This is a genomic window from Streptococcus sp. F0442 (genome assembly GCF_000314795.2).
In the GTDB taxonomy this organism is placed as follows: Bacteria; Bacillota; Bacilli; order Lactobacillales; family Streptococcaceae; genus Streptococcus.
Map to the genome: position 1 here is coordinate 93767 of NZ_KB373316.1, position 26753 is coordinate 120519.

Genomic DNA, 26753 nt, shown 5'->3' on the forward strand with positions numbered 1-26753 from the left:
CATCTGAAAGACATTTCAGATGATTTTTGCGTTCTAGTGAATAGAAGAGGTGGTTTCTTTTTTCAGTTGTTGAGTCTCATTCCTTGTGCTCAAGAAGCAGTTGTGAGGAGGACTCGACTGCTTTTTTTCGCTTGAAAAATGCAGTCATTTGAACCAGAATGCGGGGAACCGTCTGCCATTTTTTCCAAGCTTGGACACGGGTATCGAGGAGTTGTTTGGCTAGACGTTCCAGCATTTCCCTTTCTGTAGGATCTAGGTCTTGAGCATTTTGAAAGATCTCTTTGATCTTGGAGAAATTTTTCAAGTTCCTCAAATCATTGATTGAAGTAATGCCTGCATCCAGAAAAATGCCAAAAAAGGTATCAAAGAACTTCTTGCGCTCATCCGCCGATGTTTCGCGAACCCACTGCTTCAGGGTCTCGTCGGTTTGCTGGCTGTCAGGACTGGTTTGATCCAGGGTCACAAATTTATCCTTCTCAATCATCCAAGTAAAAGCGTCATGCTGGACAAAGCCACCAAAAGCTCGGCTTTTGACAATCGTAGCAGGCTCAGGGACTTCTAGCATCATGCCGACGATGGATCCTTGGGGGACAAAGCGAAGAATGTTTGGGGACGTCCGCTGGTAGCCTTCGGTCTCGATAATGGCCCTGTTGAGGCCAGGAGCATCGTAGCTGTAGATGGCATCGACTCGTTCAAATAAGGAATCCGGCAGGTAAGTGCAGGCATAGGTTGCGAGATTGCCCCCTTTGGAGTGACCGGCTACTAAGAAGCGCCCTTTAGGAAATTCCTTCATGACGTTTTGCAGGTAGCAGGCTGCGCGCCTCTGAGCTGGGACATGATCCATATAGGTCATGTGGAAGTCTTCCTTCCAGCCGATCAAGGTGTCATCCGTCCCTCTGAAGACAACTAAATAAACATCCATGGTAAGACGATAGGTCATAGCCGCAAACTGCTTCTGAACATCAGGGTCATATTCGTTGACATAGTTGAGGAGTTTGATGTTTTTAAAACGCTTTGAACTAGCTAAGTCATCGACTAATTGCAGGTGTTGGTCTGTCACGATGAAATCGGTGGTCCGGTCGATAAGTTCTGCTGCATCAGATAAGCGGACTTCAATATTGGTCGTATCCCCTTGGGGCACGATCCGATCAAAAGGAAGATAGGTCAGCTCTGTCAGTGCCAGGACATCCAGTTCATTGAAAGGACGGTCGTATATGGAATCGTAGGTCACTTCTTTTAGGTAATCAAAAATAGTTGACATCTGTGCCTCCCGTGTCTTATTTCTTTCAGTATAGCACAAAAATGGATGGAGAAAAAGCGCCTTCCATCAAGAAAGTAGGAGTGAGATCTTCTTTCCCTCTGAAACAGCCTTTTTCTCTGCTTCTTAATCTGTTATAATAGGAAGAAGAAAAAAGAAGGAAAGAAAACCATGCATAAAATTCTCTTAGTCGAAGATGATGACATTATCCGCCAACAGGTCAAACAATTATTGGAACAATGGGGCTATGAAGTGGTCGCAGTCGAGGATTTTATGGACGTCCTCGGGATCTTTGTCGAAACCGACCCCCACTTGATCCTCATGGATATTGGCCTTCCTCTCTACAATGGGTACCACTGGTGCCAGGAGATTCGCAAGGTTTCAAAGGTTCCGATTATGTTTCTTTCTTCACGGGATCAAGCCATGGATATTGTCATGGCCATCAATATGGGTGGAGACGATTTTGTCACCAAGCCTTTTGATCAAAATGTGCTCCTTGCCAAAGTCCAAGGGCTCTTGCGTCGCTCTTACGAATTTGGCACAGATCAATATCTGCTGGAGCACCGGGGAGCCATCCTCAATCTCAAGTCCACGGACTTGGTGTATGAAGGGGAAGTCATCAAGTTGACCAAGAATGAATTTCAGATCCTGCGCGTCCTGTTTGAGCATGCGGGCAGTATTGTGGCGCGCGATGATATGATGAAAGAACTCTGGAATAGCGACTTCTTTATTGATGATAATACCTTGTCTGTCAATGTGGCCCGCCTTCGCAAGAAATTAGAAGAGGCTGGCTTGTCAAACTTCATCGAAACCAAGAAAGGCATCGGTTATGGGTTAATCCATGAATAAATATGGGAACATCTTTTGGCAGTATGTGGTATCCCGCAGGCGCCTGCTCTATCTAGTGGTCATCTTTTTGATGGTCGATTTGGTCTTTGCCTTTCTCTTTCCAGAGACGGGGACAGTTTTCCTCTATGCAACTCTGATGCTAGGATTTTTTACCCTCTGTATCTTGATCTGGGATTTCGCTATGACCTTTCAAGAGTACCGCAAAGCCTTGCTGTATGAGGAAATAGAGCTTGCCTCACCACTGGAACATCTCCTTTATGAAAAATATACAGAAGAACAACAGGCGCGCCTGGAGCAAGGCAAAGTAGCCCAGGCCAAGTTCAATGACCTGATGGATTACTACACCCTCTGGGTTCACCAGATTAAGACGCCCATTGCAGCTAGCCAGCTCTTGGTCCAAGATGTCGAGACACCTATTGTCAAGCAGCAGATGGAGCAGGAGCTTTTCAAAATTGACTCCTATGCCAATCTGGTTCTGCAGTACCTGCGATTGGAGAGTTTTCATGACGATCTGGTCTTAAAGCGCGTGTCGCTAGAGGACTTGGTCAAAGAAGTGGTCCGCAAATATGCCCTCTTTTTTATCCAAAAGAACTTGACAGTGGACCTGCATGATTTGGATGTCGCCGTCATTACCGATCGCAAGTGGCTCTTGGTCATCATAGAGCAATTGCTGTCCAATAGCCTCAAGTATACCAGTACAGGTGGAATTGAGATCTATTTCAAAGACCAGACCCTCTATATAAAGGACAGCGGGATTGGAATCAAAAATAGCGATGTCCTCCGCGTATTTGAGCGGGGCTTCTCCGGTTACAATGGCCACATGACCCAGCAATCCTCAGGGCTGGGGCTCTATCTGTCTAAGAAAATTGCAGAGCAATTGGGCCACAAAATTAGCCTCCACTCAGAGGTTGGCCAAGGCACAACCGTCGCTATTCGCTTTGAAGAGAAGAAGTTGGTCATGGATTAGTTTTTTCCATCTTACAAAAATGTAAGAAATAAACGGTAAAATGAAAGGTTAGGTTATGGTAGCCGCCTTTTATTTTTTATACAATAGTCTCATCAAATGAAGGAGGTCAAGAAAATGAAACTCTTGAAATGGATGAAAGAACCCAAAAAGATTAAGAAACCAAATGAGCAAACCGATCTGGAAAAGACGGAATTTGGTCTCCAAGTCCTGCAACAAACCCAAGAATTTTTCTTGATCTACTAGTAAAAGGAGAAAAGTATGTCATTGCTAGACGTTCAACACATCAAAAAAATCTACAAAACCCGCTTTCAAGGGACGCAGGTTGAAGCCCTAAAGGACATTCATTTTACCGTGGAAAATGGCGAATACGTTGCCATCATGGGGGAATCAGGGTCCGGGAAATCGACCCTCCTCAATATCCTAGCCATGCTGGACCAGCCGACCGAAGGGCGGGTCTATCTCAACGGTACCGATACTTCAACTATCAAGAACAAGGATGCCTCGAGCTTCCGTCGGGAAAAACTAGGATTTGTCTTTCAAGACTTTAATCTGCTCGATACCTTGTCCGTCAAGGACAATATCCTTCTCCCTCTCGTCCTCTCACGCAGACCCGTCAAGGAAATGATGAGTAAGGTGGATAGCGTGAGTCGGGAACTGGGCATTCACCAGCTTCTTGAGAAATATCCCTACGAAATCTCTGGTGGGCAAAAACAACGGGTGGCTGTAGCACGGGCCATCATCACCTCACCTGAAATCCTCCTTGCCGATGAACCAACAGGGGCGCTGGATTCTAAGTCCTCGGCTGCGTTGCTCGATGTCTTTGAAGACATCAATAGCATGGGGCAAACCATTCTCATGGTGACCCATTCGACCGCCGCAGCAGCGAGGGCCAAGCGCGTGCTCTTTATCAAGGACGGGATCCTCTACAACCAGATCTTCCGCGGGGAAAAGACAGAGCGTCAGATGTTCCAAGAAATCTCAGATACTCTGACAGTCATGGCAAGTGAGGTGGGGTAGATGTTTCGATTAACCACTAAATTAGCTTGCTCCAATCTGATCAAGAACCGCAAGCTCTATTATCCCTTTGCGATTGCAATCATTCTCGCAGTGACCATCGCCTACCTCTTTGACTCCCTGACCTTTAATCCCCATATTCACGAGCTTCGAGGGGGATCTCCCATCCTCTTCACCCTTGGATTGGGACTGTTCGTGGTAAATGTTGCGGGGGCTATCATCGTGCTCTATGCCAATAGCTTTGTCATGAAAAACCGCTCCAAGGAGTTGGGAATTTACAGTATGCTAGGCCTTGAGAAACGCCATCTCATCAGCATGATCTTCAAGGAACTCTTGATCTTTGGCTTTGTGACTATCTCAGCCGGTGTCTTGATCGGGGCTCTCTTTGACAAGCTGATCTTTGCCTTTCTCTTGAAACTGATGAAGATGAAGGTTCAGCTGGTATCTACCTTCCAACCTGGGATTGTCATCTTGGTCTTTGTCACCTTTGGTCTCATCTTTGGCCTCTTAGTTTTTCTCAATGCTTGGCGCATTCTCCGTTTGAATGCCCTGCAATTGACGCGTGAGAAGGCTAGTGGTGAAAAGAAAGCCCGCTTCTTGTGGCCCCAAACCATCCTGGGCTTAGCCTCTCTCGGTTTTGGCTACTACCTGGCTTTGTCAGTCAAAGACCCCATGTCTGCGATTTTGATCTTCTTTCTAGCCGTTGTCTTGGTTATGATCGGGACCTACTTACTCTTTAATGCGGGGATCACCGTCTTCTTGCATCTTCTTAAGAAAAAGAAGAACTATTATTACCAACCCAACAACATGATCTCGGTCTCTAACCTTATCTATCGCATGAAGAAAAATGCGGTGGGCCTTGCGACCATTGCCATCCTCTCGACCATGGTGCTGGTGACGATCTCTGCTGCCACCAACATCTATGTCGGTGGCGAAATGATCAAGAAAATCATGAATCCACATGATTTCTCCATTCAAGGAAAAGGGGTGGACCTGGAGCAAATCAACCAGAAGTTTGATGAATTTGCTTCTGAGCATCATCTTGAGATCAAAAATCGTGACCTGGTGAACTATGCCACCTTTGGGGTCGAATCACAAAAGGGCACAGACTTCACGGTCTATCCTGATGATGAACGCGATGTCAGACCGCGGACAGTCTTTCTGGTCTTTGATGCAGCTAGCTATGAGCAAATGACCGGAGAACACGTTGATCTGGCCGGCAACCAAGTCGTTCTCTTTGCCCATAACCAGGCTCTGACAGGGCAGAAACAGTTCACCATCAATGGGCAAGACTTCCAAATCAAGGAAGAAGTGACCAAGGATTTTATCACGGATCATGTCCCAAACATCTTTAACATGCTGACGGAGGATTTCAATTACCTGATCGTACCTGACCTTTCAGCCTTTGTTGCCAAGTTTCCGAACCTTGCTGTCGTTACCCAAATCTATGGTGGTTTCAATGTCAATGTTGACGAAGACCAGCAACTCAAGCTGGCAGCCAGCTATGACAAGATGATCGATGAATTGAGCAGCCAACAGGGCCAAGGAACATTTGTCTATGGAGGCAATCGAGCATATAATGTGAGAGAAATGAATAGCCTCTTTGGTGGCATCTTCTTTATCGGTATTTTCTTGTCATTGATCTTTATGGTCGGAACAGTCATCGTTATCTACTACAAGCAAATTTCAGAAGGCTATGAAGACCGTGACCGCTTTGTCATCCTCCAACAGGTGGGACTTGATGAAGATGAGGTCAAACGGACCATCAACCGTCAAGTGCGGACCGTCTTCTTCCTTCCCCTCATCTTTGCCTTTGTCCACCTGGCCTTTGCCTACCATATGATCCGCCTGATCCTCAAAGCCCTTGGCGTGATTAATAGTGGCCAAGTCCTCGTCGTCACCCTCAGTGTCTGTGCTGTCTTTCTTATCACCTACCTGATCGTCTTTTGGATCACCTCTCGGAGTTATCGTAAGATTGTGCAGATTTAGGAAAAGAAACTCAAATTAAATTAGAAACTTTCCTTAGGTGAGTACGGACGTCAGCGAACTTCGAAGAAGTTCCATGACTAATTATTGAGCCTAAGGTCTCAATAATTCCGAGTGCCTGAAACATAATTATTTCAGGCACTTTTCTCACAGCGGAAAGTTTCAATATACTCTAATAATAATCAGATATTATTTGGATATTTTTGCACAATAATCCAGCATAGGTTATTCAAAGAAAAGAATTGTCAATTTTTTTAGCTTGCTCATAGCGGGCTTTTTTGTACGAAAACCGACTGCGATTGTTTTTGTTTTTCAAAGGGATACACAAAAAAGACTGAACCCGTAGAGTTCAGTCTTTGTTCACTTTCTATTAAAGTGATGTAAGGAAAGTCAATCCCCCTAGGATGACACCTGCCGAATTCGGAATGATCAAAATCCAGTCTTTTTTAGGTTCCTTTGTCCAACCATAAATGACCCAGATCAAGCAAGAAATAGCAGCTGACAAGGGTTGGAAAGGTTGGGCCTTATTTCCCTGTAAATTAGCAATAATTTGTGGGATGTAGGCAATGAAAACGATAATCCCAATAAAGGCACCGATCGAGCCAACGATTTGGTTGATTTTTTGTTTATTCATAAAATTTTACCTCTGTGTATCAAAATAGCATAAGTAGGAAGAAAATGCAATTAATTTGCATGTTATTCGAGATGAAAATGATTACATTTCCACAAAATTAGACAATATATCTAAAAACAACAATTAGAGAGAATATTCCCTCGAAAAGAAATCCATCTTCCTGCAAAATCACAAGATTGTGACACTTTACAGTTTGGTAACATTTGAAAAAAGCACTTGAATTTGTAAAAGACAAAAGGTAGAATAGTGCGTACTCAAAAAATGAAAGGTATTTTGAAAATGAATGAAAAACAAATGAAAATTCTTGGTTGGGTTGCGACCTTTATGTCTGTTATGATGTATGTGTCTTACTTCCCACAAATCATGGATAACCTCGCAGGTCACAAAGGAAACTTTGTTCAACCCCTTGTCGCAGCCATCAACTGTAGTCTTTGGGTTTACTACGGACTCTTCAAAAAAGAACGCGATATCCCACTTGCTGCAGCCAATGCTCCAGGTATCATCTTTGGTTTGATCACAGCGATCACAGCCTTGTAATTAATGAAAGAGAGAGTGGGACAGAAATCGGTAATTCGTTAGAATTCGATTTCGTCGTCCCACCTCCGCACAGTTGAGTAGGGCTTAAAAGCTGATGAAATCAGCGTAGTAGAGCCCACTCAACCACTGCGTCTTTGCTTGACAATCCAAAGACAATTGAGAGGCCAGGACTTTTGTCCCAGCCTCTTTTTGGTGGAATGAATCATTTCCATGGTATAATGGGAGGACTATTCATAGAGAAGATCAAAAGGAGACAAGAGTGGATCAAAAACATCACTGCCAAGTCCTATGGGCGAAAAATAAATACCTGGTGCTCAGTCATTCCAGCAACATTTACAAGGAGATTCGAGAATACCTCAAGCAAGACCAGGTGGAGGTCAGCCACGTCGAGGACCTGATCCAGCAAGCGCTGGCCTTGCCGGAAAATCGTGGTCAGGTCTCCAATGCCTTCCAGCATATCTGGGGTTATTTTAAAAAGCAGGCGACTCCTGAGGAAAAGGCTGACTTCATGCTGCTACTTGAGAAATATCAGCATGGACAAGCTAGTCAAGAGGATCTCATCAAGGGGATCCAGACGCTCCTAGAGCGCTACCCGAATCGCTACTTACAAGACTCGACGCTACTAGGAGGTCAATAGATGAGACTCTGGCACCAAGACTTGATTCCCAAACTTCCTCGTCCCCAGCTCCTGGGCCAACACCGGGAATGCTGCGCTCTTCGAGGCAATGGCTGGGGCAAGAAGCACGCGACGGTCAACTATGTCTTTGACTACTCTCCCTATCGTCTCTATGCCTATCACCGACTAATCATGGAGGAGATGACCGCTCGTGGCTATAAGGTCAGCCCAGAGTGGTGGGAGTCGACCTACCGAGGCAAGAACTGTCCAGCCTATCCAGAGCTGGAAGAGGAAGCATTGAGCACACCCATCTATCCCGAGCATCAGGAAACTTACCTACAAGAATGTCTAGACAATCTAGCAGAAAAAGGGATTTATTTAGATTAAGAAAGAACGGACCAGACCAGGTTCGTTTTTTTGCGCGAAAAACCAACAAAATGCTTTGAAAGCGTTAATTTCTTTCTCAAACATGCTATAATAATAGGAGATTATGCACAGGAAAAGGATAGACGGATGAAGGAATTAATCGACTTAATTAATCAATTTAGAGATGAACGTGACTGGAGAAAGTTTCATAATGAAAAAGATCTAGCCATTTCGATTTCATTAGAAGCAAGCGAATTGTTGGAACTTTTTCAATGGAAACAATCAGAGGAGGTAGTTGAAAAATCATTGCAAGATATCAAAGAAGAGCTTGCGGATGTTTTTATGTATTCTTTAATGTTGGCAGATAATTTGAATCTGGATGTAGAAGAAATTATAAAAGAGAAAATGGATATAAATTCAAAAAAATATCCTGTAGAATTGAGTAAGGGTAGCAATAAAAAATATACGGACTTGGAGAAAAAATGAGCAACATTCAGTCACCTGTAGTCATAGAAATCGACTATTCAAGTCGAACATTTGATCAATTAAAAGAAACAATTGCACCAAAACATTCTAAGCTCATTTTTGATTACCCAACTGTATATATCGTAAATGATGAAACTAAAAATAAGTATAGCGTATATGTTGGAGAAACAACAGATATTATTCGAAGAACAAATCAGCATTTGTCAGATGATATAAAGAAGGATAGAGAAGATTGGCGACAATTTGAACAATCTAAAACTTCTAAAATGTTTGTCATTGGGCATAACCATTTTAATAAATCATTGACATTGGATATTGAGAATAAATTAATGCTCTATCTTTCAAGTGTTGAACAGGTTGAACGTGTTCAAAATAGAAGAGGGAATCCTCAAAATCAATACTATACTTCTGAGGAATTGGACGAGATTTTTTCAAAGATTTGGAGAAGCCTAAATCGGAAAAACCACTATTTATTTCCAGCAGAAAGCTTTATTCGAAATTCAGCGATATTTAAATCCTCTCCATTTCACAAGTTAACGGATGAACAAGTAAAGGCCAAAAATGAAATTTTGCTAAAAATCACCTCTGTTATCAGTAGAAATAAAACAGGAGTTTTAATTTTAGTAAAGGGTGATGCTGGTGCAGGAAAAACAGTTTTGATGAGTTCTCTCGTTGATGATTTGTTGAATTCTGAAGATATTCAGATGATTCGTGAAAATAATGATATCAATCTAGTTGTGAATCATGATGACCAACTCAGTGTTTACCAAGAAATTGAGAAAAAATTAGAATGGAAGAGTGGATCAAATATTAATGTTGTGATGAAACCAACTCAATTTTTAAATGCTCTGAAAAAAGAAAAAACTGATGCTGGAATTGTAGTGGTTGATGAAGGTCACTTGTTATTGACTGCAAAAAATCAAGCCTATTTAGGCGGGAATCATTTAAATGATTTACTCGCTAAATCTAAAGTGGTCGTGTTAGTTTATGATGAAAATCAGATCATGAATAAATCCCAAATATGGACAGATGATGCTTTCTTGAAATTGGAGCATGAAGCCAATTTAAAAGGAAATCTCATTACACTACATAACCAAATGCGTATCCATGCAACAAAAGAAACAGTTGAATGGATAAGAAACCTGATTGATGCTGGAGTTGTAAATGAGGTTCCAATTGATAATGATTATGATATTAGAGTTTTTGACTCTCCTGAGGAACTTCAAAGTGCAATCATGGAAAAAAATGATAATCAGAGTTTAGGGATTTCACGCTTAACAGCAACCTATGATTGGGAATATAGTAGTCAATCAAAACCGAAGGATTCTGACTATTGGTGTGTCCGTATCGGAGACTGGTCTTGTCCGTGGAACAGACAACTTGCAAAAGAAAAAGAATCTAAACATTTATCCTGGATAGAGCAGTCTCAAACGATTCATGAAATTGGCTCAACGTTTACCGTTCAGGGATTTGATCTAAATTATGTGGGAGTTATCATTGGCCCATCTGTCAAATATAGAGAAGGGAAAATTATTTTTGATATAAGTGAAAGCAAAAATAAAAGTGCTGTTCAAAACAGAAAACTTGAATCAGGTGAAATGATTAATTACGGAGAAACATTATTGCGAAATGAGTTAAATGTTTTGTTAACCCGTGGAGTTAACGGGCTATACGTCTATGCGGTTGATGAAGAACTTCAACAAGCATTAAAAAAGGCGACAAGATAAGATGCTTCTTATTTCCCAAATTTTTTTCGAATAATAGAAGTAGAGGGATCTTCCCTCTATTTTTTATCGAAAAGGAGCAGGGATGCAGAAAAGACACGCGCATGTATCGCCGACCTTGGACATTATGGCCAAGAAGATTTTTAGTTTGCCAGAGGTGACGGCAGCATTTATTCGAGATATTTTAGAGCTGGATGTAGCAGACGCTCAGATTGTGGAGGGAAGCCAGCCCCACAATATGGCTTATGAGGAGGATGACTTGTTCTCCACTGCGGTGGATGTGAGAGCCAAGCTCCATGATGGAACCGAGGTGATCATCGAGATCCAGATTCGCAAGCAGCAGTATTTCTTGAATCGGTTCCATTACTATTTGGCCAATCAGCTGGTGGAGAATGTGCAAAAACTGCGCCAGCAAGGACAGACACATAAGATGTACGAGCAGATGGAGCCCGTCTATGGGATTGCGATTTTGGAGAAGTCGCTCTTACTAGACGAAGAGGCCGCTATCAACAAATACTGGCTGACCAATAGCCGCTCTGGCAAGCAACTCAAGGCCTATTATAAAAATGGCAAGCACCAAAATCTTCTGCAGGTTGCCTTTTTAGAGCTAGACAAGTATAATAAAGATGAGAACCTGACAGATGCAGGCAGACAATGGTTGGAGTTTTTTGGGAATCTTCCCTTTACAAAAGCTCCCAGTCAGGCAGTTGCTCACGCAGATTCATTATTAGATTCATCTAGCTGGACCAAGGAGGAAAAGACCATGATAGACGAGCGTATTCGCATTCAAGAAAATTATGATATGACCCTGGAGACGGCGATTGATGAAGCGCGAGAAGAAGGTCTGGAACAAGGTCGTAAACAGTTAGTGTGCGAAATGATCTCACGAGGAATGACACCTGAGTTTATCTCAGATATGACAGGTTTGTCGCTTGAAGAGATTGAGACTCTTCTTTCTTGAGTCGTTAAAAGAGGCGCTGCCTCTTTTCTTTTTGAAAAAACTTGAAAATTTTCCCGTTTTTTCAATCCGCCTTTCTAGAATTGTGGTAGAATAGAGTCAACAAAGAGCTATCCTCACCAACAGTGTGATCGATACTAGAAAAGAGGATTCTGATGACAAGAAAAATTGGTATTATTGGTTTGGGGCATGTGGGTGCGACCTTGGCCCACAGCATGATTTTGAAACACACCTGTGATCACTTGGTCTTGATTGATACCAATGAGAAAAAGGTCAAGGCAGATGCCTTGGATTTCTGTGATACAGTTGCCAATACGGGGTATCCGGTTCATATCACGGTCAATGACTATTCGGCCTTAGTAGATGCGGATGTCGTGGTGTCGACTCTTGGAAATATCGAGTTGCAGGCCAATAACACGGATGACCGTTTTGCGGAGCTTCCTTTTACTAGCAAGCAAGTGGTGCAAGTAGCGCGTGATTTGAAGGCTTCTGGCTTTAGTGGGGTCTTATTGGTAGTGACCAATCCGGTCGATGCGGTTACTCAACTCTATCAACAATATACCGGCCTTCCAAAAGAGCAGGTGATTGGGACAGGAACCTTGCTGGATACAGCTCGGATGAAGCGCGCAGTCGCCGATCGTTTGCAGGTATCTCCTGCTAGTGTATCTGGCTATAACCTCGGTGAGCATGGAAATTCTCAATTTGTTGCTTGGAGTCAGGTCCGTGTCAAAGGACACGCTATCACCGATCTCTTCTCTCAAGAAGAGCTGGACGCCATCAACTACGAGTCCTTGCGTGGTGGTCATACTGTCTTTTTTGGCAAATTCTATACCAATTTTGGGATTGCTGCAGCAGCCCAACGCTTAGCAGAAGCTGTGATCAATGATAGCCACGAGGAAATGCCAGTCTCTAACTATCGTCCAGAATATGGAACCTATCTTGGCTATCCAGCGATTGTAGGTGGAAAAGGAATTATTGAACGATTGGACTTGCATTTGACAGAAGAAGAAAAAGAAAAATTACTCCATTCAGCCGAAACCATCAAGGAAAACACAAAAAAAGGGCTGGAGCATGCATAAAAGAGAGGAGGCTGGGACAAAAGTCCTAGCCTCTCAATTGTCTTAGCCCTTGCTTAGTGAATTTAATAAAGCTTAGTAAATTCCAAGTTGTAATTCTTGACATTACATCTATGGTATGTATAATATTACTTGTAACAAATAATCTTACAACAAAAGAGGTAATAACTATGAAAAACATTTTATTTATCGTCGGATCCCTTCGTCAAGGATCTTTCAACCATCAAATGGCGCAGAAAGCAGAAAGCCTTCTTGAAGGAAAAGCAACAGTGACTTACTTGCACTACAAGGACATCCCTTTGTTTAACCAAGATTTAGAAACGCCAACCTTGCCAGCGGTACAAGCAGCGCGTGATGCGGTCCTTGCGGCAGATGCGATTTGGATCTTCTCACCAGTTTATAACTTTGCCATTCCAGGTGTAGTGAAAAACCTGATCGACTGGCTTAGCCGTGCCCTTGATCTGTCAGAAACTCGTGGCCCATCTGCCCTCCAAGACAAGATCGTAACCGTCTCTTCAGTCGCTAATGCAGGACACGAGCCAATGTTTGCGGCTTACCAAGCCCTCTTACCATTCGTTCGGACTCAAGTAGTGGGTGACTTCACAGGAACAACCGTGAACCCAGAAGCCTGGGCAACAGGTGAATTGATCTTGACAGATGAAGCAGTGGAAGGATTGAAAAAACAAGCACAAGCTCTGTTAGAAGCATAAGAAAAAGTCCATTTTGGACAATTTTCTTCAGTTTTTTTAAAAAATAGAGAAAGTAAAAAACTCTTACGAATAGCGCTATATCAGCATTCCTAAGAGTTTTCATTCTATGGTGTCCAACCTACAAAATGGCAATGTTTCTATTGCTGGTAGGGGTTGTCTACGATCTGAAAACTGAGACAAAAGTCTCAGCTTTTTTAGATACTAAAGAGTTGTCCAAAGAAATAGGTTACTCCCATGGTAAGGAGGCCAATGATCAGGTTGCGAAGCATGGCTGGCTTGGTTGGTGCTTTTCCTAGTTTCGCACTGGTATAGCCAGTGAAGATCAAGGATAGTCCAACAACGAAGACTGTCACTGGAATGCGATAGTTAGCTGGAAAGAGAATGATAGAGAGCATTGGAGGAAGGGAACCAATAGAAAAAGCAAGGAAGCTAGATGCAGCTGCATGCCAAGGATTGGTAAATTCTTCGTATTCAATGCCGTATTTCTCTTCGACCAAGGCTTTGAGGGGGTGTTTCAGAAAGGCCCGCTCTGTCAGAATTTTTGCTGAAGTTTCGCATTCTCCATTTTCAAGATAAGCATGGTAGAGAGATTCTCTAGCTAACTTTGGATCGCGATCCAATAAGGCTTGTTCGCGGTTCACAGCAGCTTCTTCCGTGTCTTTTTGTGTGGAAACAGAAACATACTCACCACCCGCCATCGAAAAGGCACCGGCCAGAATTGCAGACAAGCCAGATAAGAAAATGATCCAGATGTTATGCGTGGCACTGGCCACCCCGATCACCACTCCAGCGATAGAAATGATTCCATCATTGGCCCCTAGAACCGCAGCTCTTAAGATATTCAAGCGATCGCCAAATGATTCATCTACTCCATGTTTCATTTCAGTCATACAATGTCTCCTTTATCTTATTTAGAATGATTATAAATAAAAAACAGAAAGAAAGCAAGTACTTACATTCAAATGATAAAAGTTCGACAATTTAATAAAACAAATGATATAACGGTTGACAGTACATCGTAAAAAGATACAATGTAACAAACAATTTTACAACTAGGAGGAGATATGGCATACACATATAATAGTAAGATTTACCTCGCAGAAGCAGTGCTAAATGTTAAGGATTTGACACGACAAACCGCTTTTTATACACAAGTCCTTGGCCTCATGATTCTGTCGCAATCCGATCAAGATGTACTTTTGGGAGCTGGGGGAAAGCCCTTAGTGCACTTATTTCAAACACCACGAGATGAGAATGTTAAGGAGTCTTATGGCCTTTACCATATGGCGATTTTATTGCCGTCTCGCGAGGATCTAGCAGATGTGTTTAAACATATTGCGGAGTTGAACTATCCCTTTGTTGGCGCAGCAGATCATGGCTATAGCGAAGCTCTTTATTTGGAAGATCCAGAAGGAAATGGTATCGAACTCTATAGAGATAAACCTGTTGCCGACTGGGATATTCGGGATGATGGCCGCATCATTGGGGTGACAGAGGAACTCTCAGCACAAGAAATTTATGACATGGGCCGCAAGGTTGATCCTTTTGTCATTGCGCCAGATACCCGCATGGGGCATATCCACTTATCGGTCAAGGATAGCGAGCAAGCAACAACTTTCTACCAAGCAGTTTTGGGCCTAGCCAATAAGTTCACCATTCCATCGGCCAGCTGGATTGCCTCAGGAGATTACCACCATCACCTAGCTGTCAATGAGTGGGGTGGAAAAAACTTGGACAAGAGAAAAGCAGAATTTCCTGGACTTGCCTATTACGTCGTTGAAGTGGCAAACAAAGATGACTTAGTTGTTATTGCAGAAAGAGCGAAAACACAAAGGGCTCCGATCAACTGGGTGACATCTAGTGAATTTTCTTTTGAAGATCCTGATGGTATTGTAACGAGGGTAAGAAAAGGATAACAAAAAGGGAGTGGGAAAGAACTCCAACTAATTTAGAAGAGTTCGTTTTCCCACCCCCGCAAAGTTGATTAGGTCTTCTTTGGAGCTTAATCAAGCGAACAAAGATGCCAATCAACCACTGCGTCATACAGTTATTTCTATCAAAGATCGAAGGTTGGACAGTTTTTTGCCCAACCCCTTTTTAATGAGATAAATTAGTTCGTTTCATTATCTTTTCCCACCACCCAAAATAAGAGAAGGAGTTGGAAAATACCTAAGGCAAATAAGGCCATGAAACCGTTGCGACTTCCTTTAGCTGTGGCTTGGGTGAAATCCAACTTTTGATTGGCTTGGCTCATGGCAACGATCAAGGAAGCCAGAGTTGTTCCAACAGCACCTGCAAATTGTTGCAAGGTATTAAAGATTGCGTTCGCATCGGGTTGCTCTTCCAGAGAGAGTTGTTTCTGTCCGTTTGTCATGATATTGCCAAAGGCAAGTCCCATACCGGTCATGAAGATCATGTAAAAGATGAGAATCAAGCCATTTGTCAGCTTCAGGCCCAAGAGGGTAAAGTGAAAATGGGCCAGAAGGATGAAAGCAGCTCCAAGGAGGATCGGTTTGCGGGCCCCCAGTTTATCTAGAATCAGACCGGAGAAGGGAGCAAAACCAGCTCCAATGATGGCTCCTGGAAGCAGCATCAAGGCTGCAAGCGTCGTGCTTGAGTGGTTGACCAATTGGACATAATTAGGAAGAAGAAAACTCATGGCAAGAGAACCTAATTGAAAGGTGAAGAAGGCTAGAATATGGCCAGTGAGACGATGATTTTTCAAAATAGAAAGATTGATAATGGGAGTCTCTAACTGATTGGACCGCCAGACCAAAAGGACCAGTCCCAAGGTTCCGATCACCAGCCAACCAAGCACAGAAAAACTGAAGAACGCATGATCCGCTAGGCCATGAATACCTAGAATCAACCCTATGAAAAGGGCAATGATGGCAAGAAGGCTCCCGATATCAAAGGTTTCCCTCTTGACTTTACTGATTTGCTCAATGGAGCGAAGTCCTGCAACTAGTGAGGCCAAAAGGATCGGGAATTGAACTAAAAAGATGGACCGCCAGCCGAAGCTAGCGGTTAAGAGTCCCCCGACAGTAGGCCCAATAGCGGGTGCAATGGCTGTAATCAAGGTCCCCACTCCCATCATGAGACCGATCTTACGTTTTGGGACTTGTTCTAAAATGATATTAAACATCAGAGGGAGGGCAAAACCAACCCCCATTCCTTGGACCAATCGCCCCAGGACCACAAAGCCAAAATTTGGAGCTAAGAAGTCGATAAGAACACCTAAAACAGATAGGAGATTTCCAACTAAAAAGATGGACTTCATTTTAAAGGAACGCTTGAGATAAGCAGATAAGGGGACCACACAGGCAACCACTAGAAGATAGATGGTGGTAACCCACTGGACTGTTGCGGTGTTGATCTCAAATTCCTTCATCAATATTGGAAAGGTGATGTTCATGGCAGTTTCTCCAGCCACCCCGCAAAAGGACAGGATCCCTGTCGCAAAGATCGCGAACAAGACCTTGGCTGAAATTTTTTCTTGTGACATAGACGTCTGATTCCTCCTAAATCTTCCTATAATGTTGTAAAAATGGTCTGAAAATCCATTGTAGCGATCTCATTTCCTGTCAAATCCAATTGCTATGAGCATAGCAGGACCGACGTTAACCTGATTCATCGTTTTGTTAGCTAACAAATAGTATAGAGGAAATGAAGAACCCTGTCAAAGAGTTTTTGAAAAATTGTGAAAATTTTAAAAGTATTCTCAAAAGATGCTGCTTCTAAAAATGAAAGGGATTGCTCACCACTATGATATAATAAGAAGAAAGCAAGCAACGTGAACACACCAATAGGGGGCGCCATGGCCAAGTATTTAGTCCAGAAGTTTTTTTGGTTACGAGAAAATAGTTTAATTCAAATATCCCAGAAAACACTCGTTTCCTTATTTCCTTTTTTCTTATTTTCAGGAATCGTTCGGGTGATCGCCTTATCGGTCTTCTCTGGTCCAGGCTATATTCATCAACTCTTTTCGATGGATAGTTGGTTGCCATGGGATCAAGTGGTCAGTCAAGTTCTTATTAATTTTTCCAACTTTCTAGGAGGTCTAGCGGGGCCTTTAGCGACTTACTTTGCTGGGAAATATACAGCTGGGCACTATGGTAGAAGTACGGGGACAGCTGGTGTCACTGCTCTTTTGGTCAGCTTGATTGTAGGGTCTCAGGAATTATTGGTGAGCCCACTCAATGATGGACAACTGACGCGAATCAACTTACCTGCGACGACCAATATCCTCTTAGCCATTGTTTTAGGCTATCTAATCGGACAGATCTTTCGACTATCCAAGGCTAGTGACGACCAGATTGTGGACAAAGACTTTATCTATCAGCCCAAGACTGTGCGTCCCATTTTCTTGTCCTTGGTTCTAGGGGTTAGCCTGAATATTCTCCTCCTTCTTGGCAATCAGTACCGTATTTTTCAAATGATCGGTCAATTCTTTAGTTCTCTGACTATAAGCAGTCATCATCTCCTGTCCACCTTTGTCATGGGACTCTTCAGTGGCTTATCAGCTTGGGTCGGCAACAGTCAGGCTTTTGCCCTAAACTCAATTGCGGATGACAGTTTTGCTTTAGAAAATCTGAATTATGCTGTGACCCATCATACAACGACGGGGATTCCTCATCTCTATACTTTGACCAATTTGTATCGGAGTTTTGGCATGGTAGCTGGAATTGGCGCTGTCCTAGCACTTTTGGTAGTGATCTTACTGGTCTCCCACAGTCGAAAGGACAAGAAAGTTAGTCTCCTCAGTATTTTTCCAGGCCTCTTTAATAACGGTGCCCCCTTCATGGTAGGGATTCCGGTCCTGCTCAATCTTCTATATGTGATTCCCTTCTTATTGATCCCCTTGGTCAATATGGCCATCGCTGCTGTGGCTTTGTGCTTTAAACTTATGCCAGCAGCCGTCTATCCAGTGCCGGATGGGACTCCTAGCCTTCTCTATGCTTTCATTGGAACGGGAGGAAGTCTGAGAGCCTTAGCTGTGAGTATACTTTGTTTTGTAATAGATGTGCTCCTTTATCTACCATTTGTCCGTATGGGAAATCGTATTCGAAAAGATTTAAAAGTGAAAGGAGAAAGCGATGAAAGTCTCTAAAAAAACAGCCATCGTCCTCACTTTGGTCTGTCTTTTCTTGATCGGTTTAGCCATTCCTTCTTATAGCTGGACTCGAACCAATGTTTCAAAAATCGAGAAATTTTATAATTCCAAACTGTCGCCCATCATCATGATTCCAGGAAGCTCAGCAACAGAGAACCGCTTTGATGGCTTAGTGACCAAGCTCAACCAAGGCCGCCAAGGCACCAAGCACAGTCTTCTCAAGGTCAAGGTATGGAATGATGGGAATATCACCTATAGCGGTAGTATTGATGCCAAGGACAATGAACCAGTGATTGTGGTTGGTTTTGAAAACAACAAAGATGGCTATAGCAATATTAAAAAGCAGGCTAAACTATTCAATCAAGCCTTTGAAGCCCTTCAAGAAAAATACAATTTTAATAATTTCAAGGGCTTGGGTCATTCTAACGGGGGCTTGATTTATACAGCCTTTATCGAAAATTATCTAGAAGATTATGATGTGGATCTCAAGACCCTCATGACCATCGGAACTCCCTATAATTTCACGGAAACCAATATTCAAAACAAATCTGAGATGTTGGCCGATTTTATTAAGGGAAAAGAAGCCATCCCTAATACGCTTTATATGTATTCAGTAGCAGGAACCATCACCTATGATTCCGATGAGTTGGTCCCGGACGCCAGTGTTTCTGCTGGGAAATATATCTACCAAAACCAAGCTGCTAGTTATACGGAGATCACAGTGACGGGGGAAGATGCCCAGCACTCGGACCTTCCAACCAATGATGAGGTGGTTGCCTTGGTGAAAGAGCATATTGAAAGTCAAATGGATCGTAGAACCAAACCAAATAAAGAAAACTAAGTGTGAAGAAGGGATTCCTTCCTCACTCTTTTTTTAGTATAATAAAGTTCAGTATGAAAACACGGGAGACTAAAGGAGTCAGATGAAAAGAAAACATTGGATCCAGTTGGGATTAGTGGCTTCAAGTATGGTCTTGTTAACAGGATGTTACCAAAGATACCAGCGCCAGTCCAGTCCTAAAAAAGAGGTTGCAACCAGCCAGACAGCAGCTAAAAAACAAGCGAAAAAAGCAGACAACAAACAATTATACCAGTCTGTTTTTTCAGACTACCAAAAGATTTTTGCCACTTCAAAGGATTTGGATGCCATTTCCAAATTGAATGATGCATTAGCCAAAGAAGATCGGATGATCAATAGCTGGGTGATCGAGACTGTCATCAATCAGCCAGCAGCTGTTCGCTATGCCTTTAAGGACTTAAATAGCGATGGGGTAGATGAGATGATCATCGCCAACCAGCAAACCGATGGGAGCTACTTTGCGATAGGAATCTACTACCTCAAGGACCAAAAGCCGACCTTGCTTGCAGAAGGTTTCGTCGCTGGACACGGAGGAGCGCGCAATGCGACAACCCTCTATAAGGGAGGAGATGTCCTGGAAGTCAGCTGGTTGTCGGGAACTGGCCGTGGTGTAGCCGTGCTTTCACGAATAGAAAAGACACCTCAAGCCGCGACAAAAGTCCAGGAAGAAGAAGTTCAGGTACCTGGTTCAGATCTGAATGCCCTTTTTGGAAAATCGGATGAGGATAAACTGGACCTCAAGAGTTTTGACTGGCAAACCTTTGAAAGCACACCATCAGGAGGCGATACCCAAAGCCAGGAGAAAACGCCATGGAATGCTGAAAAATCAGCAAAATTAGCAGAATTTATGAAGACCTGGGGCGAAAAGATGGGGCAACCCAACTACCAAAAAGGCATTGCTGGCGGTGATGTAGGACCAGACAACCTCTATACTCTAGGGGACAATAGCAAGATGGATGCTATTTATACAGATACTGGTCAGGGAAATGCAAAATACCGCATAGTGGAACGCTATAGCAATTGGGACAAGTATCCAGATGTGCATAGTTATTTCTTTGCTATTACAGATACAGGAGAAGGCATTGTCTTTCATTCCCCAACGACCAATGGTGGAAAGATGTATCTAAAACCAACGGACAACAAGGAACTTCAAGAAGCATTTACACAGTTGCTTCATCAATAAAAAGAAGAATAAACCAGAAAATTGGTATTTTCTGGTTTTAATTTATTCGTTTTATGCATAAAAAATCAAAATATGCAGTATTGTTTAGGAAAGAAAATATGTTAAAATATAGTGATAAATAAGGTTATAAAAGCACTTGAAAACAGAAAATATTTGACAATAAAAGGGAAATCATTTAAAATATATTCAAACTTTATTTATAGGAGAATAATGATGAAAAAACTTCTTACAGCCGGTGTGGCTCTCTTGTCAGTTGCAACATTGGCAGCCTGTTCAGGTAAGACTGCTTCAGAATCATCTAACAAAGAAGCAAAGGCTTCTTCTAGCAAAGTAGAAAAATCATCTACTTCAGAAAGCAAGTCAAGCAGTTCAGAAAAAACATCAAAATCGTCAACAACTTCGGTTGCTTCCAAAGAAGTCATCTTGTTAACGGATGAAGAAATCGATAATGCCAAAACAATTGGTGACTTTAAAAATCTTTATGGCAAATTAGTAGATAACTACAAAAAATATGCACAAGATATCGGTCAACAAATTCCAGAACTACAGAGAGCTACTTATACTCAACAAGTAGAACCAGCTATCAAGGCTATGGACGACTCAAAAGTTCAATTCAATAACATGCTGTCAAGTGCAGGTTCAGATGATACGCTTGTTCCTGAGCAAGGGCGTACACCTTTCTTGACACAAATTAGAACAGCTCGTGACTCAATGGAAAATATTCTTGAAGGTGTTTACAAATCTATTGAGGAAGCTACCTCTTCATCAGCTGATTAATTCATAAATGAAAATGAGAGTGGGACAGAAATCGGTCATTCGTTAGAATTCGATTTTGTCGTCCCACCTCCGCACAGTTGAGTAGGGCTGTAAAAGCTGATGAAATCAGCGTAGTAGAGCCCACTCAACCACTGCGTCTTGCTCGACAATCAAAAAACAATTAAGAGGCTAGGACTTTTGTCCTAGCCTGTTTTTTTGGTTTCTTACAAAAATGTAAGAAATAAAGGGTAAAATGTAAGGTTATGTTATGGTGAAAGCGTTCTTATTTTAGTACAATTGATTTGTAAAAAACAATTGAAGCTTTTTCGAGCTAGAAAGGAACGGACCATGACCCTACTAGACGTTCAACATATCAAAAAAATCTACAAAACCCGCTTTCAAGGAACGCAAGTCGAAGCCTTGAAAGATATTCACTTCACTGTGGAAGAGGGTGAATATGTCGCCATCATGGGGGAATCAGGATCCGGGAAATCGACCCTCCTCAATATCCTGGCCATGCTGGACCAGCCGACGGAAGGACGGGTCTACCTCAATGGCACCGACACCTCAACCATCAAGAACAAGGATGCCTCCAGTTTCCGTCGGGAAAAATTAGGTTTTGTCTTTCAAGATTTCAACCTTCTCGATACCTTATCGGTCAAGGACAATATCCTCTTGCCTCTCGTCCTTTCTCGCAGACCAGTCAAGGAAATGATGACTAAGGTGGAGAGCGTGAGTCGGGAATTGGGTATTCACCAGCTCTTAGAAAAATACCCTTACGAAATCTCTGGTGGGCAAAAGCAAAGGGTAGCCGTAGCACGGGCCATCATCACCTCACCTGAAATTCTCCTGGCGGATGAGCCAACAGGGGCGCTGGATTCCAAGTCTTCGGCTGCGTTGCTAGATGTCTTTGAAGATATCAATAGCATGGGGCAAACCATCCTCATGGTGACCCACTCAACCGCAGCGGCAGCTCGGGCCAAGCGCGTGCTCTTTATCAAGGATGGGATTCTCTACAACCAGATCTTTCGAGGGGGAAAGACAGAGCGTCAGATGTTCCAAGAAATCTCAGATACTCTGACAGTCATGGCGGGTAAGGAGGATAGCGATGTTTAAATTATCGAGTAAATTAGCTCTTTCCAACCTCAAACAAAATCGTAAGCTCTATTACCCTTTTGCTATAGCTGTCATATTAACGACCATGATCCTCTATAGCTTTATCGCTTTGGCATCAACCCCTCATTTAGAGGATTCTTACGGAGGGGGGGCGGCGAGAACTGTACTTGGTTTTGGTAGTTTCGTCGTCCAGCTGGTCGTCATCATTTTGGTGGCTTATGCCAATGGCTTTGTCATGAAAAATCGTTCCAAAGAACTGGGCTTGTACAGTGTTCTGGGAATGGAGAAGAAGCATCTCCTCATCATGACCTTATGGGAATTGCTCTTCTTCTATGTTCTCACAGTTGGAGTAGGACTGGGTTTGGGGCTCTTATTTGATCGCCTGATTTTTGCCTTGCTCCTAAAATGTATGGGGCTACCAGTCGTCATTCAATCGACCTTCCAGCTAGGGGCTGTTCTAGACACTTTACTTGGGTTAGCCTTAGCTTTTGGCCTCATTCTCTTGTTGAATTCTTTCCGCCTCTTGCGCTACAGTTCCCTCCACCTCATGCAACAGAAAAAAGCAGGAGAGAAGAAGGGATGCTTCTTGCTGGTCCAAACTTTTTTAGGACTTGGGCTCTTAGGAATTGCATTTTATATAGCGCTAACCGTTGAGCGTCCGGTTGCGGCGGTTCAAGGATTCTTTATTGCTGTCATTTTGGTCATTCTAGCGACTTATCTCTTATTCAACGCAGGATCTATTACCTTCTTAAGATTTCTCAAAGGTAGGAAATCCTACTATTACAAGCCAGAGAATTTTATATCCGTCTCTAACTTAATAGCTCGGATGCGAAAAAATGCAGCGGGCCTTGCGACCATTAGTATTCTTTCCACCATGGTTTTGGTAACCTTAACCGGGTCACTCAATATCTTTATTGGAGGGCAGAACTACCTAGATACTGTTTACCCTTCTGATTACATGATTAGTGTGGGGCATATGCCTTCAGATGCTGAGACAGAACCGGTTATCAAGGATGTTCAAGCTCAAATTAAGAAAACAGCCGATTCGACAAATCTATCAGATTATCAGGTGGCACAGACAACATACTGGTCGGCTGAAATTCGAAAGATTGATGGAAGGAGCTTAGAGGTGTATGAGCAGTCCTATCAAGAAGCTGGTCAGGAGATGAAGACAGAAGGAGTGGTCAACTTTTTTGATCAGGCGACTTATGAGCAACTGACGGGTAAAAAAGTTGAGCTTGGGGAAAATGAGATCCTAGCCTATGGTTATCACTATCCTGGAAGATTAGACGCGCAGTTAAAAATCAATGGGAAGACCTTCACGATTAAAGAAAAACTAAACTCCAATTTTATCCAAGGAGAACTTTCTCAAGGCAGCTTGTTTCAACATCAAATGGGCTTGTACCTTGTTCTTCCTGACTTGAACCAACTGGGACTAAAAGTTGATAAAAATTTGGAATTCTCTATTACTGCAAAAGATAAAGAGAACCAAGATTTCATCGGTAGCGTGACCAAAGAGCTGTATTCGACAGACAAAATGAGTCAATATGGTGCGACTTATTTTGGTGGATATGAACGATACAGTATAGAGAAGGAGTGGCGTGAAACAGCAGGGACTCTCCTCTTTATTGGAGTTTTCCTATCTGTGATCTTTCTATTGGCTACGGTTCTCGTCATTTACTACAAACAGATTTCAGAAGGCTATGAGGACCGGGAAAATTTTGTGATTTTGCAACAAGTAGGATTGGACCAAAAGCAAACCGGCACCACCATTCGCAAACAGATTCTCACCGTCTTTTTCCTTCCTCTATTCTTCTCCTTCCTTTACCTAGGAGTAGCCTACAAGATGATTGCAAAAATCGTTGCCATCTTAGGAGCGACCAATGCAGGCTTGGTCCTTCAAACAACCTTAGCAATCTGTGCTGTCTTTTTTATCTCCTATGTTCTCGTCTTTCTTCTGACTTCTAGAAGTTATCGGAAGATTGTCGTGAGGTAGCGCTGAGTCTATAAAAGATTGAGAAATGAAAAATCCAATAAATAGACAAACTGTTTTTTACATAGGACAAGCCAAGTGTTGCGGAAAGAATTATAATAATCTAAATTATTAAGCTTATTTAAACAAATACCGAAACTTTCCGCCGTGAGAAAAGTGATAGAAATACTAGTATTTCTATCACTCGGGAGTTTTGGAACCTTAGGTCCAAAACTAAGTTATGGAACTTCGAAGAAGTTCGCTAACGTCCGTACTCACCTAAGGAAAGTTTCAAGGATAGGTTTTTCCTTAATCAAAAACACCGAGGATTTGATCCTCGGTGTTTTTATCGTGATTATTTCACGTGTTTTGCAAGTTCTTCTTGTGCTTTTTTGTTTGATTCTTCTTTTTCCTTCAACCAATTCTTATAAGCTTTTTCGTAGTCAGCAGTTGTGACTGTCTTGTCTTGAACCTTTTGGTATTTGAAGAAGGTTGTTTCACCTTTAATACCAATTGCAGAATTTGCTCTTGAGAATGGTGTTACCTTAGTGATAGATGGAACTCCACCCTTAGAGTAGATTGGAAGAACCATGGCATTTTCTGTCAACCAAGCTTGGGCAGCAGCGTATTTTTCATAACGTGCATTGGTATCCAATTTTTCAGCATTGGCAGCATCTAGCAATGCTTGGTATTCGTTCAAACCAATTTTCTCGATGAGTGCTTGGTCTTTCTTAGGATCAAGTCCCATACCAGTCAAGGTTGAACCATCTGTTGAGTTTAAGATATCCAAGTAAGTAGATGGGTCTTGGAAGTCAGGTCCCCAACCAGTGATATCCATATCAAAGTCTTTTTGCTCTGGTGATTGGGCAAAATAAGTAGCGTTATCTGCATCGTCTGTAGACAATTTTTGTACATCGATCACGACATTGTCTGTACCAAGGGCTGCTTCGATTGAGCTCTTCAAAGAGTCTGCTTGTTGGACAAGAGCATTAGAAGATTGGTCCACAACATAGTCGATATGGATTGGGAATTGAACACCTTGTGATTGCAATTCAGCCTTCGCTTTTTCAAGTTCCGCTTTGGCTTTATCCGCATTATGCAAGCTATCTTGAGCATCTGCGAAGCTAACACCTTTCCACTCATCTCCTGTTGCGGCAAGTTTTTCTTCAACGAGAGTACCGAAGTCTTTCCCATCTGCTTGCACAAATGTCGGTGGAACTAGAAGGGTACGAAGAGTTTTTGATGCTCCGTCTTTCCCATTCACTTGAGCACTGTAGGAAGTTCTGTCTAAAGCAAAGTTCAAAGCTTGACGGAAGTTTTTGTTTTGAAGAGCTGTTTTGGTGTTATTCTTTTGCTCATCAGATGTCTTCTTCGTATGGCCGTAATTTTGACGGTTGACGTTGAAGTAAGCGTAGTAAACAGTAGAATCTTGTGGGGAATAAACGATGTTATCCTTGAATTTCTTCTCAATCGTACTGTAGGTTGAGCTTGTTGGGAAGAGACGAGCAGTAGATAGGTTACCATCTGAGAAGTTACGAGCAAGGTAGTCTTGGTCGGATCCATCGAAGTAAGTTAATTTAACCGTATCGATGTGAACATTTTTCTTATCGTAGTAATCAGGGTTCTTTTCCAACTCGATTTGTGATTTTGAAGTGAAGGATTTCAAAATGTATGGACCATTGTAGAGGATCCCATTTGGTTTCACGCTACCGAAGTCTTTCCCAGCTGATTCTAAGAATTTGTCATTGACCGGCATCATAGTAGAAGTAGTCAATTTAGAATTCCAGAAAGATTCAGGTTGGTTCAAAGTATATTGAAGAGTATGATCATCAACAGCTTTGACCCCAACAGTTGAGAAGTCTTTAGTTTTTCCGTTCACATAATCATCCAAGCCTTTGACTGAGTTTTGAACCAAGTAAAGAGCATCGGACTTTTTATCGGCTACATATTTCAGAGATGTCACGAAATCATTTGCAGTGACGTCAGCGTATTCATTTCCTTCTGAATCATACCACTTCGCGTCTTTTCGAAGCTTGTAGGTATAAGTGAGCCCGTCTTTTGAAACAGACCAGTCTTCTGCAAGAGCAGGCACTAAGTTACCGTATTGATCGTTTTCAAACAAACCATCGACCAAGTTACTTGTAATGTCGCTTGTAGTTGAACGATTTGAAGTCAAATAGTTCAAGGAATCAGGGTCTGTACCATACACGTAGTTGTAGGTTGTTCCCTTTGATGAATTAGAAGATGAACCACATGCAGCAAGGAAAAGCGTTGAAGCAGCGGCTACACCTGCTAAAAGAGCAAGCTTCGATTTTTTCATATTCGTGTCTCCTTTTGTATAATTTTAATTATTATACTCCATTCAATCCATAAAATAAAGTGTTTTTTGAACTTTTTTTGCATATTTACACACCAGTATACAGTGAAAGCCTTGATTTTAAGGGGTTTTTAAGGAATAAAAATTTTTTTAAAAAGATTACTATTATGCTTTACATACTAGTTGAGAAAGAGTATACTGATAGTGAAGAAACTAGTATGTAAAACAAACTAGTGGATAAAGAGAGAGGTGAGAA

General features: G+C 42.4%; 25 protein-coding genes. 20 read left to right on the forward strand and 5 right to left on the reverse strand.

Annotation, left to right across the window (positions count from 1 at the left end; translation table 11 throughout):
- Positions 1-76: 76 nt before the first annotated feature.
- On the reverse strand, positions 77-1261 hold the full coding sequence (locus tag HMPREF9186_RS09430; RefSeq protein WP_009732440.1) for a DUF2974 domain-containing protein: 1185 nt from the start codon (positions 1259-1261) through the stop codon (positions 77-79).
- A 168-nt stretch (positions 1262-1429) separates the two neighbouring features.
- Between HMPREF9186_RS09430 and HMPREF9186_RS09435 the strand changes: the two genes are divergently transcribed.
- The 5 genes from HMPREF9186_RS09435 (at position 1430) to HMPREF9186_RS09450 (ending at position 6077) form a co-directional block, all read left to right on the forward strand.
- Positions 1430-2107, forward strand: a complete 678-nt coding sequence (locus HMPREF9186_RS09435) for a response regulator transcription factor (RefSeq protein WP_009732441.1) — start codon at positions 1430-1432, stop codon at positions 2105-2107.
- Positions 2100-3074 carry a sensor histidine kinase gene (locus HMPREF9186_RS09440; RefSeq protein WP_009732442.1) on the forward strand — a complete coding sequence of 325 codons (975 nt, stop codon included), beginning with the start codon at positions 2100-2102 and terminating at the stop codon, positions 3072-3074. The genes HMPREF9186_RS09435 and HMPREF9186_RS09440 overlap by 8 nt, the downstream gene beginning before the upstream one ends.
- Positions 3075-3188: 114 nt before the next feature.
- On the forward strand, positions 3189-3317 hold the full coding sequence (locus HMPREF9186_RS11705) for a hypothetical protein (RefSeq protein ID WP_009732443.1): 129 nt from the start codon (positions 3189-3191) through the stop codon (positions 3315-3317).
- A 15-nt stretch (positions 3318-3332) separates the two neighbouring features.
- A complete protein-coding gene (locus HMPREF9186_RS09445; RefSeq protein ID WP_009732444.1) occupies positions 3333-4091 on the forward strand; it encodes an ABC transporter ATP-binding protein in 759 nt (252 codons plus the stop codon).
- The gene (locus HMPREF9186_RS09450; RefSeq protein WP_009732445.1) at positions 4092-6077 is read left to right on the forward strand and encodes an ABC transporter permease; all 1986 of its coding nucleotides are present in this window, start codon (positions 4092-4094) and stop codon (positions 6075-6077) included.
- 367 nt (positions 6078-6444) lie between these two features.
- Here HMPREF9186_RS09450 and HMPREF9186_RS09455 read toward each other — a convergent pair whose 3' ends face one another.
- Positions 6445-6708, reverse strand: a complete 264-nt coding sequence (locus tag HMPREF9186_RS09455; RefSeq protein WP_003012241.1) for a SemiSWEET family transporter — start codon at positions 6706-6708, stop codon at positions 6445-6447.
- A gap of 279 nt (positions 6709-6987) precedes the next feature.
- On the opposite strand from HMPREF9186_RS09455, the gene HMPREF9186_RS09460 reads away from it, so the two are divergent.
- From HMPREF9186_RS09460 to HMPREF9186_RS09495, 8 genes are all read left to right on the forward strand, one after another.
- Complete coding sequence (locus HMPREF9186_RS09460) at positions 6988-7245, forward strand: SemiSWEET family transporter (RefSeq protein WP_003006102.1); 258 nt, start codon at positions 6988-6990, stop codon at positions 7243-7245.
- 259 nt (positions 7246-7504) lie between these two features.
- Positions 7505-7882 carry a YbgA family protein gene (locus HMPREF9186_RS09465; RefSeq protein WP_003017122.1) on the forward strand — a complete coding sequence of 126 codons (378 nt, stop codon included), beginning with the start codon at positions 7505-7507 and terminating at the stop codon, positions 7880-7882.
- Positions 7883-8248: a TIGR02328 family protein gene (locus HMPREF9186_RS09470; RefSeq protein ID WP_009732446.1), complete on the forward strand. Its 366-nt coding sequence runs from the start codon at positions 7883-7885 to the stop codon at positions 8246-8248. It begins immediately after the preceding gene.
- A 126-nt stretch (positions 8249-8374) separates the two neighbouring features.
- Positions 8375-8713, forward strand: coding sequence for a nucleotide pyrophosphohydrolase (locus tag HMPREF9186_RS09475; RefSeq protein ID WP_009732447.1), 339 nt, complete (start codon positions 8375-8377; stop codon positions 8711-8713).
- Positions 8710-10440 carry a DUF2075 domain-containing protein gene (locus HMPREF9186_RS09480; protein WP_009732448.1) on the forward strand — a complete coding sequence of 577 codons (1731 nt, stop codon included), beginning with the start codon at positions 8710-8712 and terminating at the stop codon, positions 10438-10440. Before HMPREF9186_RS09475 ends, HMPREF9186_RS09480 begins: the two co-directional genes overlap by 4 nt.
- Positions 10441-10522: 82 nt before the next feature.
- On the forward strand, positions 10523-11398 hold the full coding sequence (locus HMPREF9186_RS09485; RefSeq protein WP_009732449.1) for an Rpn family recombination-promoting nuclease/putative transposase: 876 nt from the start codon (positions 10523-10525) through the stop codon (positions 11396-11398).
- A gap of 152 nt (positions 11399-11550) precedes the next feature.
- Positions 11551-12474 (forward strand): L-lactate dehydrogenase, encoded by a 924-nt coding sequence (locus tag HMPREF9186_RS09490; RefSeq protein WP_009732450.1) that lies wholly within the window; start codon positions 11551-11553, stop codon positions 12472-12474.
- 167 nt (positions 12475-12641) lie between these two features.
- A complete protein-coding gene (locus HMPREF9186_RS09495; protein ID WP_009732451.1) occupies positions 12642-13181 on the forward strand; it encodes an NADPH-dependent FMN reductase in 540 nt (179 codons plus the stop codon).
- A gap of 194 nt (positions 13182-13375) precedes the next feature.
- Here HMPREF9186_RS09495 and HMPREF9186_RS09500 read toward each other — a convergent pair whose 3' ends face one another.
- On the reverse strand, positions 13376-14071 hold the full coding sequence (locus HMPREF9186_RS09500; protein ID WP_009732452.1) for a VIT1/CCC1 transporter family protein: 696 nt from the start codon (positions 14069-14071) through the stop codon (positions 13376-13378).
- A gap of 174 nt (positions 14072-14245) precedes the next feature.
- Between HMPREF9186_RS09500 and HMPREF9186_RS09505 the strand changes: the two genes are divergently transcribed.
- The gene (locus HMPREF9186_RS09505) at positions 14246-15097 is read left to right on the forward strand and encodes a VOC family protein (protein WP_009732453.1); all 852 of its coding nucleotides are present in this window, start codon (positions 14246-14248) and stop codon (positions 15095-15097) included.
- A gap of 194 nt (positions 15098-15291) precedes the next feature.
- Here the strand turns inward: HMPREF9186_RS09505 and HMPREF9186_RS09510 are convergent, their stop codons facing one another.
- The gene (locus HMPREF9186_RS09510) at positions 15292-16686 is read right to left on the reverse strand and encodes an MFS transporter (RefSeq protein ID WP_009732454.1); all 1395 of its coding nucleotides are present in this window, start codon (positions 16684-16686) and stop codon (positions 15292-15294) included.
- A 312-nt stretch (positions 16687-16998) separates the two neighbouring features.
- On the opposite strand from HMPREF9186_RS09510, the gene HMPREF9186_RS09515 reads away from it, so the two are divergent.
- The 6 genes from HMPREF9186_RS09515 (at position 16999) to HMPREF9186_RS09540 (ending at position 24204) form a co-directional block, all read left to right on the forward strand.
- Positions 16999-18291, forward strand: coding sequence for a PTS transporter subunit EIIC (locus HMPREF9186_RS09515; protein ID WP_009732455.1), 1293 nt, complete (start codon positions 16999-17001; stop codon positions 18289-18291).
- Positions 18278-19135 carry an alpha/beta hydrolase gene (locus HMPREF9186_RS09520; RefSeq protein WP_009732456.1) on the forward strand — a complete coding sequence of 286 codons (858 nt, stop codon included), beginning with the start codon at positions 18278-18280 and terminating at the stop codon, positions 19133-19135. The genes HMPREF9186_RS09515 and HMPREF9186_RS09520 overlap by 14 nt, the downstream gene beginning before the upstream one ends.
- Before the next feature lie 82 nt (positions 19136-19217).
- Positions 19218-20336: a DUF4767 domain-containing protein gene (locus HMPREF9186_RS09525; RefSeq protein WP_009732457.1), complete on the forward strand. Its 1119-nt coding sequence runs from the start codon at positions 19218-19220 to the stop codon at positions 20334-20336.
- A 213-nt stretch (positions 20337-20549) separates the two neighbouring features.
- Positions 20550-21113, forward strand: a complete 564-nt coding sequence (locus tag HMPREF9186_RS09530; RefSeq protein ID WP_009732458.1) for a hypothetical protein — start codon at positions 20550-20552, stop codon at positions 21111-21113.
- Positions 21114-21440: 327 nt separating this feature from the next.
- Positions 21441-22208: an ABC transporter ATP-binding protein gene (locus HMPREF9186_RS09535; protein ID WP_009732459.1), complete on the forward strand. Its 768-nt coding sequence runs from the start codon at positions 21441-21443 to the stop codon at positions 22206-22208.
- Positions 22201-24204, forward strand: coding sequence for an FtsX-like permease family protein (locus HMPREF9186_RS09540; RefSeq protein WP_009732460.1), 2004 nt, complete (start codon positions 22201-22203; stop codon positions 24202-24204). Before HMPREF9186_RS09535 ends, HMPREF9186_RS09540 begins: the two co-directional genes overlap by 8 nt.
- Before the next feature lie 331 nt (positions 24205-24535).
- Here HMPREF9186_RS09540 and HMPREF9186_RS09545 read toward each other — a convergent pair whose 3' ends face one another.
- Positions 24536-26500 (reverse strand): peptide ABC transporter substrate-binding protein, encoded by a 1965-nt coding sequence (locus tag HMPREF9186_RS09545; RefSeq protein WP_009732461.1) that lies wholly within the window; start codon positions 26498-26500, stop codon positions 24536-24538.
- Positions 26501-26753 lie beyond the last annotated feature (253 nt).

What these genes read in the sequence shown, in the direction of transcription:
- HMPREF9186_RS09430 (WP_009732440.1), bottom strand. Translation starts at nt 1,261, where the DNA reads ATGTCAACTATTTTTGATTACCTAAAAGAAGTGACCTACGATTCCATA.
- HMPREF9186_RS09435 (WP_009732441.1), top strand. Translation starts at nt 1,430, where the DNA reads ATGCATAAAATTCTCTTAGTCGAAGATGATGACATTATCCGCCAACAG.
- HMPREF9186_RS09440 (WP_009732442.1), top strand. Translation starts at nt 2,100, where the DNA reads ATGAATAAATATGGGAACATCTTTTGGCAGTATGTGGTATCCCGCAGG.
- HMPREF9186_RS11705 (WP_009732443.1), top strand. Translation starts at nt 3,189, where the DNA reads ATGAAACTCTTGAAATGGATGAAAGAACCCAAAAAGATTAAGAAACCA.
- HMPREF9186_RS09445 (WP_009732444.1), top strand. Translation starts at nt 3,333, where the DNA reads ATGTCATTGCTAGACGTTCAACACATCAAAAAAATCTACAAAACCCGC.
- HMPREF9186_RS09450 (WP_009732445.1), top strand. Translation starts at nt 4,092, where the DNA reads ATGTTTCGATTAACCACTAAATTAGCTTGCTCCAATCTGATCAAGAAC.
- HMPREF9186_RS09455 (WP_003012241.1), bottom strand. Translation starts at nt 6,708, where the DNA reads ATGAATAAACAAAAAATCAACCAAATCGTTGGCTCGATCGGTGCCTTT.
- HMPREF9186_RS09460 (WP_003006102.1), top strand. Translation starts at nt 6,988, where the DNA reads ATGAATGAAAAACAAATGAAAATTCTTGGTTGGGTTGCGACCTTTATG.
- HMPREF9186_RS09470 (WP_009732446.1), top strand. Translation starts at nt 7,883, where the DNA reads ATGAGACTCTGGCACCAAGACTTGATTCCCAAACTTCCTCGTCCCCAG.
- HMPREF9186_RS09475 (WP_009732447.1), top strand. Translation starts at nt 8,375, where the DNA reads ATGAAGGAATTAATCGACTTAATTAATCAATTTAGAGATGAACGTGAC.
- HMPREF9186_RS09480 (WP_009732448.1), top strand. Translation starts at nt 8,710, where the DNA reads ATGAGCAACATTCAGTCACCTGTAGTCATAGAAATCGACTATTCAAGT.
- HMPREF9186_RS09485 (WP_009732449.1), top strand. Translation starts at nt 10,523, where the DNA reads ATGCAGAAAAGACACGCGCATGTATCGCCGACCTTGGACATTATGGCC.
- HMPREF9186_RS09490 (WP_009732450.1), top strand. Translation starts at nt 11,551, where the DNA reads ATGACAAGAAAAATTGGTATTATTGGTTTGGGGCATGTGGGTGCGACC.
- HMPREF9186_RS09495 (WP_009732451.1), top strand. Translation starts at nt 12,642, where the DNA reads ATGAAAAACATTTTATTTATCGTCGGATCCCTTCGTCAAGGATCTTTC.
- HMPREF9186_RS09500 (WP_009732452.1), bottom strand. Translation starts at nt 14,071, where the DNA reads ATGACTGAAATGAAACATGGAGTAGATGAATCATTTGGCGATCGCTTG.
- HMPREF9186_RS09505 (WP_009732453.1), top strand. Translation starts at nt 14,246, where the DNA reads ATGGCATACACATATAATAGTAAGATTTACCTCGCAGAAGCAGTGCTA.
- HMPREF9186_RS09510 (WP_009732454.1), bottom strand. Translation starts at nt 16,686, where the DNA reads ATGTCACAAGAAAAAATTTCAGCCAAGGTCTTGTTCGCGATCTTTGCG.
- HMPREF9186_RS09515 (WP_009732455.1), top strand. Translation starts at nt 16,999, where the DNA reads ATGGCCAAGTATTTAGTCCAGAAGTTTTTTTGGTTACGAGAAAATAGT.
- HMPREF9186_RS09520 (WP_009732456.1), top strand. Translation starts at nt 18,278, where the DNA reads ATGAAAGTCTCTAAAAAAACAGCCATCGTCCTCACTTTGGTCTGTCTT.
- HMPREF9186_RS09525 (WP_009732457.1), top strand. Translation starts at nt 19,218, where the DNA reads ATGAAAAGAAAACATTGGATCCAGTTGGGATTAGTGGCTTCAAGTATG.
- HMPREF9186_RS09530 (WP_009732458.1), top strand. Translation starts at nt 20,550, where the DNA reads ATGAAAAAACTTCTTACAGCCGGTGTGGCTCTCTTGTCAGTTGCAACA.
- HMPREF9186_RS09535 (WP_009732459.1), top strand. Translation starts at nt 21,441, where the DNA reads ATGACCCTACTAGACGTTCAACATATCAAAAAAATCTACAAAACCCGC.
- HMPREF9186_RS09540 (WP_009732460.1), top strand. Translation starts at nt 22,201, where the DNA reads ATGTTTAAATTATCGAGTAAATTAGCTCTTTCCAACCTCAAACAAAAT.
- HMPREF9186_RS09545 (WP_009732461.1), bottom strand. Translation starts at nt 26,500, where the DNA reads ATGAAAAAATCGAAGCTTGCTCTTTTAGCAGGTGTAGCCGCTGCTTCA.